Raw genomic sequence first — 14,884 nt, 5'->3', positions numbered from 1 at the left:
CGTAAAATGTAAAAGCATATACTAATTTCCCCTTTTTATTGTTTCTATCAAGTACTGATGCTGTTCCTTCACTGCCCTATACATAGAATAATGTGCAAAGGATTCTTCCTTAAATTTCATACTACTAGCAGAAGCAGCAACAGCCCATATAATAATAATGGCAATAATGGGCACTATATACTGGAGTTTTATATGATAGCCACATATAAACAACCCACTGATATTAGGAGGAATAACGGTTACAGGGCTTTTCAATTCATTGATTTTTACTAATATCTCATCCTGCCGTTTCAATATACATCGGGTATTAGTTTCGATAGTCATACGATTTTGATTGTAATCGCAGACATGCCTATAAAGATATTCAAGAAGTTTAGACTTTTGCTTGAATAAATCAATGAGTTTTGGAAACCATAGCGAAAACGGCAATGTGTTGGGCTGCTGTTGCCAGATATGTTTCTTGACCACAGACAAGGCTTCATTCCAGCAAGTACAGAAACTTTTGGCAATTCCAGTATAAATGGTCTTTTCATTGAAATCCGCTTTTACAGATTGTTCTGGTTTAGGAACTGTGGTGTTCTGTTTTTCAATACACACTTTCAGTTCGTTGATACTTTGACGCAAATTCGCAAGATTTGCAGCTACTACATCTTCTTTCATTATCTTCTACGTTTTGTGGTTTTATGAAAAGGTTCGTTTCTTTCGTTGTCTCTGTTTTTATCGTTTCGCCATCCTTGTTCATTGTTGGTTCCTCCACCTCCACTGGGAGTTATGGCTTGATGGGGTTGAATAATCAGTTCTGCTGCCATATTACCCAATGTAGCACAAAGGCTGTTAAAACTCAAATCACGGTCAAGTTTAGAACCAGCCATGCTATACTCATCCTGACTGAATGATATACCACGAATTTTATCAGAATTCTCAGCATGATAAAAACGCATATCTATACCCAAGCCTTTGAGAATGCTAAAAAAGTCATTCCACGAATGAGAATTTGCTCGCGCATCAAGCACAGAAGAACGAAGATTATACTTCCGTAGTTGATGAGGACGCAAACGGCTTTTATTTCTGGCTTTACTATTTTTAGGGGCAAAGTAAAGTCCATACTCTTTAGTCAAAGTCCGACAGACTTTTGCATTGCGTATTCTTTCATTGCTGTCGGAAATGAGATTGCCTTTATTGTCTATCCGATTAAATACCAAATGACAATGAGGATGTTTCGTATCGTGATGCCGGGCTATGATATATTGAGTATTACGAATCCCCATTTGTTCCATCCATTTCTTGGCAATCTCCACCATCAGCGCATCCCCTTCTTCATTATCGGGAAAACGGCTAATATCTTGCGAAGAGAAAGCAAGTGATACGTGCTTCACAGGACTCTTTACTTTCGGGCGCATGGATGCTTGAAGGCAAAAAGAATCGGCAATCAACTTATTGCTAATGGCACATACTCCTTCGTGCGCTAAAAGTGTAGCGCATTTCTTCTTGTTCTTTTGGTCGTTGGCGTAGTTTACAATACCTCCGAAATCAACTCTTGTTTTAATCTTCGCTATCATGACAGGTATTCTTTACTTGGGTGATAATTCTACTAACTTCCGAGACAATCAAAAAACACTGTTGTTTGACTGTTTCCAATCCATAGATGTGCATCTGATGGGCAATCTGATTGACGTTATTGGCGATACCGGAAAGGTCACGAATTGCCGATACCATTTCCGGACTGATACGTTGACAGACTTGACAATCCATTGCAGCCTGATGGCAAAATTCATTGACAGATAATCCTGCCTGTTCCGCTTTGGATTGGATATAAATGTAGTCGTTCTCGGTAAACATTACCCGAAAACATTTGGTACGTTTCTGATAGCTCGCCAACTTTGGGCGGCCACCAAGTTTCTTTTCCTTTATACTCATATTCATTCTCAATATTGATAAATTGTTTTTTTGAGAGTGGCAGGTCTGTCGCTTGCCCCACAGGTTTTAGTGGCACTAAAACACAAACTTGCCACTCAAAAAATCTTCCTATATTTCCCCTGCTCTATCCGGCATAGCTTGCTATCTTTAATAAAGGCTTCTATCCACTTGTTTGCCGTACTCCCATTCTCACCTAAAGCTAAAACTGTCGCATCATAATCCTTTTTAGTGAATGTTTCGGGCAACATATTATAAAGGGTATTCCTTCGTGCATAAACGCCAATTTCTTGTGAAGCGGGTTGTAATCGCTTAGACTGGTTTCCTGACAAATTCTGATAAATGAATACGGCATGATAAAGCAGGGTGTCGCAAATACTCATGGCTATGGAATAGTCAAACTCATGGCAAACCAATTGTACAGTCTCGTCAGAAGAAGATTTGTGAATCACATTATCCAAATGTCGGATAGCAGTCAACACCATCATTATACGATAAGCAATCAGTCCCATCCGTCTGACTACTCCTTGCATCTTATTATCCACTTCGTCACAACACTCTTCATTCACACGGCTGAGATATTCAATAAAGTGTTCCTGTAAATCGGAGGGAAGGGAGAATGAATAATTTCCCTGTCGTACAAATTCCTCATGCAGATGGCAGAATTTATCTCCCAATAGTTTGAACATTCCATTTTTGGATTGAGAAATGTCGCTTGTGGCAAACACATTTCTTATGCCTCGCTTGAAGCGGATGATATAGAAACAAAAGCGACTCATCAATCCGTTCTCCGCATCAGGTATCAATCTTCTTACCTGTTCGGGAGTTCCAGCTAAAGCTACAGAAACTCTCGGATTAGCTACTTCACAATACTCCCTATCTTTGCGACGGCTCAAACTGACCAACTCATGATGGAATGCCTTCCGCAACACATCGGAATAATTACCATAGTCCGACTTCAAAGTCTGGCTTAACGTATCGCCCTCCGATTCAAACAACAGCCCAATTCCGTCATTATCTCCCAATATCTTCAAGAAAGAGCTTGCGCTGCTATTGGCTGGAATGACAAGCATACGCATGGGCGGTTCGACCAGCATAGTCATTCCACTATCTTTCTTACCTTTGATATAAGCATTCATCGCTTCCTTGTATTCCTGTTCCAATCGTTTTGAAAGTTCATGCAAATGGCGGTTGATAGGAGCTACAAGTTCTCGGCATAAAGTCAATGCTCCTTTTCCCATACCGGCATCTGCCACAACGAACAGGTATAGATTCGGATAAACAATACGCTCATCGTACACACCACAAACATTATGAAAGCAGACTGACAAACACACAATAGCCCCAATCAGTATCGTATCACGGTCATCTACTGAAATGGAATTATTGACAACCTCATTTAGAAAAGGAGGAAGATGCTCAAACACACATTCAGGAAATACAGGAAGTTCTTCTTCTGATTTTATCCATTTACCCGTTTTACCATTTTGGATATTTGGTAAAATGGATAAATGCTCTTTACTGAACGGAGCCAATGAGATTACGGCTTGATTTGCCAAATGGAAGAAAGAACGGATAGTAATGCCTTGCCCTTTGGAGTGCAGACAATGCGTGTATTGTTTATCCGTTTCTTCCCTTTGATAGGTAGGGTAAAACCTGCTGATGCGGTGATAATACTCCCGTCCGTTCTCTCCTAATCCATCCACAAGTGCAAAGCCCAACTCTACCCAATCTTTATAATTAGGGGCTATATCAATGGCACGCCGTTCTATCTCCCGAACAACACTTTCCACATCTTCCTCCACCTTATTATATATAGGGGCAATACTTGGCGTATGTATTTGCTGTATTTCAGAAGGGACATTCTCCCAATCTTGGGCGGAAAATATTTTCTTCGACATCATCTTTGTATTTATGGTTAATATATGCTTGTGGGTCGTATGGCAGGAAGCAAGAACGAGCTACATCACTGCCAGATATATCCGCTGATGGCAAACCTGTTGCTTTAATACAATTAGCAACAGCCTTGAAATATCGGGAATGTTCCCAGCCTTTCAAGTCTACAGGTATTATCCACTTCAATCCATTACCGGATGGACTGACAAATAATAGTTCCGTATCAAAATATTCATGATTGAGTAATTGCTGTTTTAGCTCCACGATATTCTCCACATGGTCAAAATCCAGACACATCAATCCTGAGTGCATAATCAGTTCCTTTTCATTCCGTTTACGGAATAATCCCGAAAAAGTACAATAGTCGAAATGGGTGGCTTTGTATCTTTTGGATTCGGGAGAAGATAGCATCGAACGCAGAGACTCGGTTTGTGGTTGCGCATAATGCCCGATGATATAACGATACACATCCACAATACCTACCGCCCTTATCGGTTCGATGTTTTGAATGGGCTTGCGAAAGAACGAAAAGCAATAGTCTGTCGTTTCCATCATCTGATAATCTTTTTAGATTCGACAAATCGTCTGGCTTCTTCCATTAAGTCATCCTGTGTCTTATGCGATTTATTCTTCAACCAATCATCAATTTCCGATTGCAAGAAAGCTAATGCCTTATTTATTTTATGTACGGGAATCTGTTTGGTTGATACCCATCCATAAACCGTTTGCTTGGCTGGATGTGATGGCAGATAAGCGCAAAGCTCGTCTATATCCATCCACTTAGGTGAGCTACTTGCCTGCTTATGTTGCAAGGCATTTACTTTGGATTGCAGTACTTCTACGGACTCAATTAGGTAGGACAACGCATTCGGCATTTCCTCCAATGAATTTACTTTATAAGCCATTTTTTCTTCGTATTAAAGTTTATGCCGCAAAAGTATAGGGATGCTTATAGGTGCTAAATAGGTGCTTGACCGCCACCAATCAACCGCTCATTTACCACTGACAGATTTAAGTTTCATTAATACGAGAATTTATTGGAAGACATAATGAAAGGGGAATAAACCACTATTGGGACTAACACATTCCTTGTCGAAAGCCTCAATGCTACAAAATACCCCTCAAAAAGCCGATGCTTCATGAGGGGTAAACGGTGGTAAATACATGATAGGTATCACATAAGTTGTTGGTGCTCAGAGGTGGGAGCCTCCACCACAACCTATAAATCCAAATTGTCTATATGCAGCGTATTGGCGGCTTTCTCTTTTTGTTCGTTTACGATGTGCGTATAAATCTGCGTGGTTTTGACGTTAGTATGTCCCATCAAAGACTTGATGGTATATATGTCAACGCCATTTTCCAGCAACAGCGAAGCGTAGCTATGGCGGCCACAATGGAAGGTGATGTGCTTCTTGATACCGGATGCTTCTATCCAGACTTTCAACGGGCGAGAAATCCAAGAGGCATCAGTCAATCCTTCAAAAACAAGTGCTTCATCATCGTCTGGACGTATGCCGCATAGTTGAAGTGCCTGTTGAATGACTGGCTTGTAATCGGGCCTTTTTGTCTTTTGCTGAATTACGACAGCTTGCCATGTACCCTTGCTTGTTTGCTGAATTTGTTTCCATTTCAAAGTTTGAATATCACTATGCCGCAATCCAGTGAGAATAGAGAACAAGAACGCACGTTTCAAAACATCATCTTTGCAAGGAGTACCAACCAACATTTGCACTTCATTCATAGTAAGCGCAACACGAGGTTTCTCAATGTTTGTTATTCCCTTTACTTTCGCACTAATATCAACGGTCAGATATTCATCAATGAATGCCTGTTTCAATCCGGCTTTGAGTATAGAGAAATAAGTCGATGCTGTGTTTTGTGAGATAGTACCTTTCTTATTCCCTCCCATTGGAGCACGGAGAAGGAACATCTTAATATCTTCAAGCAGTTTAACGGAAATCGCCTTGAATGGAATTGGCTGCCCCTGCGAATACATTTTCAATAATTCACCTACACGCCTCCAGTTGACTATAATCGAATCGGAACTGTTGGGATGACGTGTGCTTATAATACGATTGAAATACTTGATAAAATCCTGTTCGCTCCGCTCATTCTGTGCTGCGATTTCGTTTTCCTTATCAGTGTAAAGGATGGCACTATCGTATTCGTGTTGGCGTAACTTACGAACATTGTCGGCATAGATGCAAGCCTCTTGGTCTATCGTTGAACGGCATTGGATAATCCCATTCAAATCACGCTTAGGCTTATAGTTGAATGTTCCATCCGGCAGGATACGTGCAATGGACGACTTGTCCCAAATGGGTGTGGATATAGTCCGGTTAATGGATTCTACCACACGGCTTGCCCGAGTTGAACCTCGCTTATAAACTGGGTATGATTCTATAATCAAATACCACTCTTCTTTGTAGTTCGACCTTCTGAGCTTGACGGTCACTTTGGTATTAGGTAATGCTTTCTTCATCACGACTTGTATAATTTATCAATTTCAGATTTGGGAACATAAACATAGTTACCGATTTGGCGTATAGGAATAGAATGACGGCGTATGTGCTTAAATACACTGCTGTCATTGATATGGAACTTCTTTGCAATCTCTCCGATGGTGTAACAATCTTTGGGTTCAAAAGACAATGCTTCTTTTTTTCTCTTTCTACTCCCTGCCTTTGTTTTGAAGTGTTCGTCCATATATTGCCGACTAAGGCGTGTTAGACGTTGACCAAAATTGTATGACGGTATCAAGCCTTGCCGTATCATACGATAAAGAACGTCTTTACTAATGCCGTAAATCAACATAGCCTCTTTTACGGTTAGATACCCCTTGCAGGATGGTATTCGTCTAATCAGTGCTTGGCGTATCGCTTCTTTCTCTTTTGCGATTTGTCTTTTCTTATATGCTCTCTTGGAACAAGCAGGGCAACAATACTTCGACACTAATGTGGAAGGAGTAAAGATTTTACCACACTCCTCGCAACTTCTTTGAATGGTGTAATTTCCTCTTGGCATATTCTTCTCGTTTTAAATGGTTTATATCAATCTAAGTTGTACCTTATCGCCAAATAAGACGTGTCGCAAACATGTCGCAAATAAGAGATAAAAAAGCCCATAGAAAACACATAGCAACCATGAACCCCCATAAACGCAAAAAGCGTGCAACTCATTGAGCTGCACGCTTTTGCTTGTTGTTTATTATCTGTATCCTTATCGGAATCATTTGACTTCCTCAAAGTCAGCATCCTGAACATTATCGTCTTGTTTGCCATTATTTTGTCCGGCATTTGACTGACCTGCGTTCATATCCGGACCGGCCTGTGCACCACCTTGTGCACCGCTCTGAGCGTACATTTCGGCACTTGCAGCCTGGAATGCAGTATTCAGTTCAGCCATAGCGCTATCGATAGTTGTCATATCCTGAGCCTTGTGAGCATCTTTCAGTTTCTGGAGAGCAGCCTCGATCGGAGCTTTCTTATCTGCCGGTAACTTATCACCCAATTCCTTCAACTGAGTCTCAGTCTGGAAGATCAAACTGTCAGCCTGATTCAGTTTATCAATCTTCTCACGTTCTTTCTTATCAGCCTCTGCATTAGCCTCAGCTTCAGCCTTCATTTTTTCGATTTCCTCTTTGCTCAAACCGCTGGAAGCCTCGATACGGATAGCCTGTTCTTTACCAGTAGCCTTATCCTTTGCAGATACTTTCAGAATACCGTTGGCATCGATATCGAAAGTTACCTCAATTTGAGGAACGCCACGACGTGCCGGAGCAATTCCAGTCAGATTGAACTGACCGATTGATTTATTTTGTGCAGCCATCGGACGTTCACCTTGCAGAACGTGAATGGTAACTTCTGTCTGATTGTCGGCAGCAGTAGAGAATGTTTCGCTCTTACGTGCAGGGATTGTAGTATTAGCGTCAATCAATTTAGTCATCACACCACCCAGTGTTTCGATACCCATTGACAACGGAGTAACATCCAATAATACCACACCTTTGATTTCATCAGTCAGCACAGCACCCTGAACAGCAGCACCTACAGCTACAACTTCATCCGGATTAACCCCCTTTGAAGGAGTTTTACCAAAGAAATCTTCAACCAGCTTCTGTACAGCCGGAATACGAGAAGAACCACCTACGAGGATTACTTCATCAATATCCGAGTTACTCAAACCTGCATCCTGCATTGCTTTTTTACAGGGTTCAAGACAAGCCTGAATCAAGTTGTGAGCCAAAGATTCAAATTTAGCACGAGTCAGCATCTTAACCAAGTGCTTAGGTACACCACCTACCGGCATAATATACGGCAAGTTGATTTCAGTGCTTGTAGAAGAAGACAATTCAATCTTTGCTTTTTCAGCAGCTTCTTTCAAACGCTGCATAGCCATCGGATCCTGAGTCAGGTCAGCACCCTCATCGTTCTTAAATTCCTGAACCAGCCAATCGATAATAACCTGGTCAAAGTCATCACCACCCAAATGGGTGTCACCATTTGTAGAAAGCACCTCGAATACGCCGCCACCGAACTCCAAGATAGAAATATCGAATGTACCTCCACCTAAGTCGAATACGGCAATCTTCATATCTTTATGAGCCTTATCAAGACCATAAGCCAACGCAGCCGCTGTCGGTTCGTTTACAATACGTTTAACCTCCAAACCGGCAATCTGTCCGGCTTCTTTAGTTGCCTGACGCTGCGAATCAGAGAAATATGCAGGAACGGTAATCACAGCTTCTGTTACTTCTTGTCCCAGATAATCCTCAGCTGTTTTCTTCATCTTCTGCAGAATCATTGCTGAAATTTCCTGTGGAGTATACAGGCGTCCGTCAATATCCACACGTGGAGTGTTGTTATCACCTTTCACTACTTTATAAGGAACGCGTGCTATTTCTTTTTGTACCTGATCCCAATTCTCACCCATGAAACGTTTGATAGAGAAAATTGTACGGGTAGGATTCGTGATAGCCTGACGTTTTGCAGGATCACCGACTTTACGTTCTCCGCCATCTACAAATGCCACAATAGAAGGAGTCGTACGTTTACCTTCACTATTTGCAATTACTACAGGTTCGTTTCCTTCAAATACAGAAACACAAGAGTTTGTAGTTCCTAAGTCAATACCAATAATTTTTCCCATGATCGTTATTCTTTTATTTATTATTATTTCAGTTTCTTTTGTCCGGTTGTTCCCGCACCCCCTTCAGGAGTTTGTCTTAAGCGGACGACTATAAAAAAACAAACCTTGTGCCAAAAGGTTGAGTAAGATCGAAAATGACAGGACTCTGACAGAAAGTCAGATTTTGACATTCTATTGTCACTTGAAAGATGAAAAAGAGTCAAAGTTACAGGGAAAATAAAATAATAATTCCCCGCCCTGTAACAGACGAGGAATTATCGTTGAGATGAAAAAAAGAAAAAGTAATAGTTAGATCCTGTTTTCGAACATCTCTTATTTCTCTACACCCATCGATATGTCTCTGACAGCAACAAACCTAAGGATGGACTTAGAAAAGCATTCAATCTTTGTTCATACAAACTTGTAGATTCAAACAGGTTCTTAAAATTTTTCAATCCATTCTTCAGGTACAGCAACACGAAAACATCCCATAGAATGAAAACGGATCCTTATCCGAAACCCTGTGTCCGAAGTATCCAGTTCGCCCACTAACCCAGTCAAAGGACCTCCTGTAACACGAACCATTGTGGCGGATTCCAAGCAATCGGGTATCCATTCCACAGCGGTATCCATTTGAGAAAACAATAGTTGATAACTTTCCACCTGCCATTCCGGAACACGATAATCCCAGATGTTTTGAGGAATAATCAATCCTGATATTCCGGATAACTGCCGAATGTCGGACAATGACGTCCAAATAAGGACGCAACGAGCTATTTGTGGACATAATGCCTCCCTGGAACGTCCCTGCCATTGATAAGTAATTTTACGTAGTGGAAGATAGTTTCGGACTTTCCGCTGATCCAGTTCTTGCTTCACGCGTTGCTCTGCCCGAGAAGCAGTAAAAGCAAGATACCAATGACATGACTGTTTTTCTGTCATTTCGGGCCTTTCGTTTGTATTCATCTATTTCTTATTTTGTTAAACTCACCATCGAAGCAACCATCGCAGCTATAGAAGCAATGGAGCTACTCATGCCAACTGCTCCTGCCGTAGTCATTTTCTTCCGTTCTCCTTTGCTGGGCACAATTATTTCACACCCGGGTTCAATGGCATTTGCCGTATTTCTTCTCAATCGGGAGACTGTACCATTCATATATACAACATAAGCACGCCGTTTCAAGGCCCGGTTTCCAAAACCACCGGCTTGTCCTATATAATAATCAATTCCACTTCCTTTCTGATAAAGCACAGTATTGGGGTACATCACAGCACCGTTAACAGTCACGGTACTGACATATTTAGGAACAAAAAGTACGTCGCCCTCCCGTAATACCAGATCTTCATCCGATTTCGGCTTTGCCAGAGCTTTTTCAAGTTCAATACCGACAGAGTAAGTCTGATCCACTTCCAAAGAAGATAAAGAGACCGAATCTTTTCCGGTTCCCTTTGTTGCAAACCGAACTGCATCTTGCTTTTGCCGGATTTCATCCGCTGTCATCCTGCGCATCAGACGCGCACCTTTCGCATAGGCGCTCTTCGATAACCCTCCGGCTTTTGCTATCAAGTCACTCAGCCGTTCATTCTTTTTAGTCAGCGCATAGTTTCCTGTAAATGTAACTTCCCCATTGACCGTCACATTTGCCTGCTTTTGATACCCTGGACTTCTACGTACAAACACCATATCATAAGGTTCCAATTTCAGTGTATTGCTCTCTCCTATCAACAGTCCATTTTTCAATTCTACTGTAAAGCTTTTCCCTATCACAGTAGAAGAAGAAACACTTTTAGGATCTTTAATTCGTCGTGACACATCGATACGAACAGTCGAAGCCGATTCCAATAATCCGCCAGCTTTTAAAATCAAGTCCTGAACACTCATATTCCGCGCAAAGGGAAAATAACCCGGTTTTGCCACGTCACCATAAATGAAGAGAACTCCTTCTTTTTCCAATTCCTTTATACTTGAGATATAGAGTACATCATTCTTTTGCAGAGGTAAATCGGGTGCAGTTCCTGCCATAAGTTTTTTCAGATCAACAGGAATCATTTCATGAGACAGATCTTCACGCTCCCGCCTCAACAAGGCTCTATTAAGAAAAGCATCTCCACGAAGACCTTCCGCCTGTTGTATCAGCCGCTTTATAGTCCCCGTCACACTATCCAACTGATACATGCCTGCACGATAAACCGCTCCATGAATTTCTACTTTATTTGAAAAACGTCCCAATACCGCCTCAACGGACACTTCATCGTTATCAGTCAGAATAAAGTTATCGTAATCCTGTTGGTCCACATTATATATTTGCTTCTCCCTTCCGCTACGACGCACCAGACGGACCGTATTCCGATAAGCATCTCCGGTAAATCCACCCGTATAACCAATCAAAGTAGCTAAACTTTCTCCATGTTTCATTTCATAGATCATCGGTCTCTTCACCTTTCCCGATATACCAACCAAATTTTCATAAGGAGATACCAAAATCACATCTCCTTCCGACAAACGTATATCATCTGTAAGTTTTCCTTTCATAATATACTCATACACATCCACATCAGCTACTTTCATACCACTTCGTACGACTTGAATGGTTCGTAAACTGCCTATACGATTAACTCCTCCGGCACGATACAAAGCATGAAACACCGATGCAAAAGCCGATAACCGATACGTGCCGGGAACTTCGACCTCTCCCATCACATTGACCATAATGGAACGTATTTTTCCTAACGTCACCTTGATATGTGCCGATTCTCCGGAGATAGCTGCATAAATCTTACTAAATTCATGCCGCAAATACCGTTCAGCCTCCTCCATATTCATACCACTCAGGTAGATAGGACCGATATTCTCCACCATGATACTACCTTCCGGAGAAATAGTCTCTCGTACCGTATTTTCCGAAGTTCCCCATACATCGATAATCACTTCATCCCCCGGCCCCAACCTATAATTTTCCGGAGTAGGAATATTTAAATTTGGCTCAAATGACAAATTCCGGCTGGCAAATATATTGCGTCCAAAAACCTGGAGTTGTTTACTCTGCTCCGTACCATTTTGTAACTCTTCCTGTTGAGCCTTTGTCCATCCGATAAATGATAGCAACAGTAAAAAGACTAATACTTTCTTGCCCATCTTTCTAACTCATTCTATAAAATTATTTTTCTTCTTGAATCTCCGAAAATCATAAAGTATCCATATCAGACAAGCGAGTAGTCCCAATATCACACTTCCAAGAATACATCCTAATAAAACCATAGCAGTTAACTATTTATAAATTCTCAATAAAACATTCTTATTATCAGCACATTATAGTCCAAAAGATGTGTTTTTAAACGTACGTTTAAAAACACATCAAAAACGAGTGATTTATTACGAAAAAGGATACATAAAAATGAAAAGAGAAAATATAAACCCTAACAACTATCACCTATTTGAAAATGAGGTTATTTCAATTAAAATAGAAGTAAAAAACAAGTCTTTTTATTAAACACTTTGTATATTTAAATATTAGCCCTATCTTTGTGAACAAATAAACGTACGTCTAAAAACACATTCCACTTACTTTCTTTCATCCCCGATTTTATAGCATTTTCCCAACTTAGCAGACTTATAATCCGGAATAATCTTGTATTTTTGCGCCACGACTATTCAAAATTCAGATATGATGACCCGATTTTCTTTTGTCCTTTTCGCATTAATCTCACTTCTGCTAACCGCTTGCCAAGATAAGCAGAAAGTAGTTTCCAACACCGAAAACGGGACTTCCGTGCCACTTTCATACGCCCAAGGATTTGGTATAACACATTCCTCCGGATACACCACAATTACAGTATACAATCCCTGGAAACCAGGAGAAATTTATGATACCTACTATCTGGTGAAAAACGAAGGTCAGGCAGTTCCTACTGACGGACTAAAAGTAGTAATTCCTCTAAAGAGTATAATGACCAACTCAGCCACTCATCTGGGATTCCTCGAACTTCTTGGAGAATTGGACAAAGTCACGGGAGTCTGCAACTCAAATTACATTTATAACCCTACTATCCTTCAAGGTGTAAAAGATGGAACAATAAAGGATTTAGGTGACGCTTTCAATCTGGACATAGAAAACCTACTTCTACTACATCCGCAGGCCGTAATGACTTCTGCCTACAATGCCGAGGATGAAAACAGCCGGCGTATGAAACAAACAGGATTACCCATTTTGTATAATATCGAATGGCAGGAAAAGTCCATCTTGGGACGTGCAGAGTGGATTAAGTTCATAGGAGCTTTTTTCGATAAAGAAAAGCTTGCTGACAGTATCTTTAGTCAGATAGCAGAACAATACAATGAAATCAAAAAGAAGGCTGAAAAATTATCATACGCCCCTTCCATTCTTTCCGGACAAGATTATAGGGGAACTTGGTCCATGCCAAGTGGAAGAAGCTACAATGCGCAACTCTTTCGCGATGCAGGTGCCAACTACTATTATGCCAATGACACCACAGTTTCCGGAAGTATATCCAGTAGTATCGAAGAAGCTTTGATACACTTCAACCAAGCTGATATCTGGGTAGGTGTACAAGCCAACACACTCGAAGATTTGGGAAAGATGGATTCCAAATACAAACTATTTAAATCCTATAAAAATGGTAATGTATATCATATAAACAAACGGACAAACATTACCGGAGGAAACGATTATTGGGAAAGTGGAGTAGCCCGCCCGGATCTGTTATTGAATGATATGATTAAAATCATTCATCCGAGCCTATTACCAGAGTACGAATTGACCTACATGGATAAATTAAAGAGTAAATGAAACACTACCGACTGTTTTTACTATTAATAGGATTGTTAGTTTTGGCCTTTCTGGCAGATATCGCCATCGGAAGCGTTAGCTTGTCTATACGTGACGTATGGAATACTTTTATCGGTAGCAACGATAACCTTATCTACCGGGAAATCATCTTGAACCACCGACTCCCTAAAGCACTGACAGCCATTTTGGCAGGAGCCTCACTCTCCGTTGCCGGAGTGTTAATGCAAACTCTGTTTCACAACCCACTGGCTGGTCCCGATGTGTTGGGAGTAACTTCCGGTGCCAGCTTAGGAGTAGCCTTACTGACTCTCGGCACCTCTTCTCTTCCGTTGTGGCTCATTACAGGTTGGGGACAAGTGACTGCTGCTATTATTGGAGCTATAGGGGTTTTATTATTGGTTATTATTGTCTCTATCAAAATTCCTCAAACCATCTCGTTACTGATTATAGGTATGATGTTTGGTAACTTTGCCGGTGCCATCGTGAGTATCCTGCAAAGTATGAGTAATCCGGATACCCTGAAACTATTCATCACCTGGACCTTTGGAAGTCTTTCTTCAGTAGGCTGGGAACAGATGAGCGTGATGGCACCTGTCATTGCCTGTGGAATTCTGACTGCATTACTATTACAAAAACAACTCAACATCTTGCTGCTGGGAAAAAACTACGCCAACGGATTAGGGGTCTCTGTTCCCCGGCTGCGGCTTTGGATTATCCTGGCTACAGCACTCCTGGCAGGAACCTCCACTGCTTTTACCGGTCCCATAGCCTTTATCGGCATCACGATGCCTCACGTAGCCCGTGGCTTATTCGGCAGCCCCAACCACCGCATCATTCTTCCAACCTCCATGCTCTGTGGTGCCATCACACTGTTAGTCTGCGATTTAATTTCCCAACTACCCGGAATGCAAGGTACCCTACCTATCAACGCGGTTACTGCCTTGTTTGGATCCCCTATTATCGTATGGATCATACTACGGAATTCATATATCAATAAATAAAAGTACACGAATAGACTATTTTCACTGGAGTACAAGACTACTTAATGAACTAATGTGACTGTCTAGTATTCCATTTACAAAGATACTTTCTGCATCAGCCTACTATATTCAAACGCAAAGAGGATGCTTGTAAGCATC

At 41.2% G+C, this 14,884-nt stretch carries 13 protein-coding genes; 2 read left to right on the top strand and 11 right to left on the bottom strand.

Features of this window, described 5'->3' with window-relative positions; all coding sequences use genetic code 11:
* Positions 1 to 21: 21 nt before the first annotated feature.
* From BSHG_RS11900 to BSHG_RS11950, 11 genes are all read right to left on the bottom strand, one after another.
* Positions 22 to 660 (bottom strand): hypothetical protein, encoded by a 639-nt coding sequence (locus BSHG_RS11900; protein ID WP_008658997.1) that lies wholly within the window; start codon positions 658 to 660, stop codon positions 22 to 24.
* Positions 660 to 1,559: a relaxase/mobilization nuclease domain-containing protein gene (locus BSHG_RS11905; protein ID WP_008658996.1), complete on the bottom strand. Its 900-nt coding sequence runs from the start codon at positions 1,557 to 1,559 to the stop codon at positions 660 to 662. Before BSHG_RS11905 ends, BSHG_RS11900 begins: the two co-directional genes overlap by 1 nt.
* Positions 1,543 to 1,917, bottom strand: coding sequence for a MobC family plasmid mobilization relaxosome protein (locus BSHG_RS11910; protein WP_008658995.1), 375 nt, complete (start codon positions 1,915 to 1,917; stop codon positions 1,543 to 1,545). Before BSHG_RS11910 ends, BSHG_RS11905 begins: the two co-directional genes overlap by 17 nt.
* A 95-nt stretch (positions 1,918 to 2,012) precedes the next feature.
* Positions 2,013 to 3,815: a DUF3987 domain-containing protein gene (locus tag BSHG_RS11915; RefSeq protein WP_008658994.1), complete on the bottom strand. Its 1,803-nt coding sequence runs from the start codon at positions 3,813 to 3,815 to the stop codon at positions 2,013 to 2,015.
* A complete protein-coding gene (locus BSHG_RS11920) occupies positions 3,766 to 4,365 on the bottom strand; it encodes a BT4734/BF3469 family protein (protein ID WP_032497372.1) in 600 nt (199 codons plus the stop codon). Before BSHG_RS11920 ends, BSHG_RS11915 begins: the two co-directional genes overlap by 50 nt.
* Positions 4,362 to 4,715 (bottom strand): methylation-associated defense system helix-turn-helix domain-containing protein MAD1, encoded by a 354-nt coding sequence (mads1, locus tag BSHG_RS11925; RefSeq protein ID WP_008658991.1) that lies wholly within the window; start codon positions 4,713 to 4,715, stop codon positions 4,362 to 4,364. The genes BSHG_RS11920 and mads1 overlap by 4 nt, the downstream gene beginning before the upstream one ends.
* 314 nt (positions 4,716 to 5,029) lie before the next feature.
* Positions 5,030 to 6,292 (bottom strand): site-specific integrase, encoded by a 1,263-nt coding sequence (locus BSHG_RS11930; RefSeq protein WP_008658989.1) that lies wholly within the window; start codon positions 6,290 to 6,292, stop codon positions 5,030 to 5,032.
* Complete coding sequence (locus BSHG_RS11935; protein ID WP_008658987.1) at positions 6,292 to 6,834, bottom strand: helix-turn-helix domain-containing protein; 543 nt, start codon at positions 6,832 to 6,834, stop codon at positions 6,292 to 6,294. The genes BSHG_RS11930 and BSHG_RS11935 overlap by 1 nt, the downstream gene beginning before the upstream one ends.
* 204 nt (positions 6,835 to 7,038) lie before the next feature.
* Positions 7,039 to 8,958, bottom strand: a complete 1,920-nt coding sequence (gene dnaK / locus BSHG_RS11940; protein WP_008658986.1) for a molecular chaperone DnaK — start codon at positions 8,956 to 8,958, stop codon at positions 7,039 to 7,041.
* A gap of 420 nt (positions 8,959 to 9,378) precedes the next feature.
* A complete protein-coding gene (locus BSHG_RS11945) occupies positions 9,379 to 9,903 on the bottom strand; it encodes a UpxY family transcription antiterminator (protein ID WP_005795676.1) in 525 nt (174 codons plus the stop codon).
* 7 nt (positions 9,904 to 9,910) lie between these two features.
* Positions 9,911 to 12,073 carry an SLBB domain-containing protein gene (locus BSHG_RS11950; protein WP_008658985.1) on the bottom strand — a complete coding sequence of 721 codons (2,163 nt, stop codon included), beginning with the start codon at positions 12,071 to 12,073 and terminating at the stop codon, positions 9,911 to 9,913.
* A gap of 532 nt (positions 12,074 to 12,605) precedes the next feature.
* Here BSHG_RS11950 and BSHG_RS11955 point away from each other — a divergent pair.
* Positions 12,606 to 13,745, top strand: coding sequence for an ABC transporter substrate-binding protein (locus BSHG_RS11955; RefSeq protein ID WP_008658983.1), 1,140 nt, complete (start codon positions 12,606 to 12,608; stop codon positions 13,743 to 13,745).
* Positions 13,742 to 14,746, top strand: coding sequence for a FecCD family ABC transporter permease (locus BSHG_RS11960; protein WP_008658982.1), 1,005 nt, complete (start codon positions 13,742 to 13,744; stop codon positions 14,744 to 14,746). The genes BSHG_RS11955 and BSHG_RS11960 overlap by 4 nt, the downstream gene beginning before the upstream one ends.
* Positions 14,747 to 14,884: the final 138 nt, after the last annotated feature.

This window comes from Bacteroides sp. 3_2_5, from assembly GCF_000159855.2.
GTDB classification, from domain to species: domain Bacteria; phylum Bacteroidota; class Bacteroidia; order Bacteroidales; family Bacteroidaceae; genus Bacteroides; species Bacteroides fragilis.
The sequence above is the reverse complement of the archived record's forward strand: the minus strand, read 5'-3'. Positions and strand labels throughout refer to the sequence as shown.

Coding starts and splice junctions, on each gene's coding strand:
- BSHG_RS11900 (WP_008658997.1), bottom strand. CDS start 660: ATGAAAGAAGATGTAGTAGCTGCAAATCTTGCGAATTTGCGTCAAAGT.
- BSHG_RS11905 (WP_008658996.1), bottom strand. CDS start 1,559: ATGATAGCGAAGATTAAAACAAGAGTTGATTTCGGAGGTATTGTAAAC.
- BSHG_RS11910 (WP_008658995.1), bottom strand. CDS start 1,917: ATGAGTATAAAGGAAAAGAAACTTGGTGGCCGCCCAAAGTTGGCGAGC.
- BSHG_RS11915 (WP_008658994.1), bottom strand. CDS start 3,815: ATGTCGAAGAAAATATTTTCCGCCCAAGATTGGGAGAATGTCCCTTCT.
- BSHG_RS11920 (WP_032497372.1), bottom strand. CDS start 4,365: ATGATGGAAACGACAGACTATTGCTTTTCGTTCTTTCGCAAGCCCATT.
- mads1 (WP_008658991.1), bottom strand. CDS start 4,715: ATGGCTTATAAAGTAAATTCATTGGAGGAAATGCCGAATGCGTTGTCC.
- BSHG_RS11930 (WP_008658989.1), bottom strand. CDS start 6,292: ATGAAGAAAGCATTACCTAATACCAAAGTGACCGTCAAGCTCAGAAGG.
- BSHG_RS11935 (WP_008658987.1), bottom strand. CDS start 6,834: ATGCCAAGAGGAAATTACACCATTCAAAGAAGTTGCGAGGAGTGTGGT.
- dnaK (WP_008658986.1), bottom strand. CDS start 8,958: ATGGGAAAAATTATTGGTATTGACTTAGGAACTACAAACTCTTGTGTT.
- BSHG_RS11945 (WP_005795676.1), bottom strand. CDS start 9,903: ATGAATACAAACGAAAGGCCCGAAATGACAGAAAAACAGTCATGTCAT.
- BSHG_RS11950 (WP_008658985.1), bottom strand. CDS start 12,073: ATGGGCAAGAAAGTATTAGTCTTTTTACTGTTGCTATCATTTATCGGA.
- BSHG_RS11955 (WP_008658983.1), top strand. CDS start 12,606: ATGACCCGATTTTCTTTTGTCCTTTTCGCATTAATCTCACTTCTGCTA.
- BSHG_RS11960 (WP_008658982.1), top strand. CDS start 13,742: ATGAAACACTACCGACTGTTTTTACTATTAATAGGATTGTTAGTTTTG.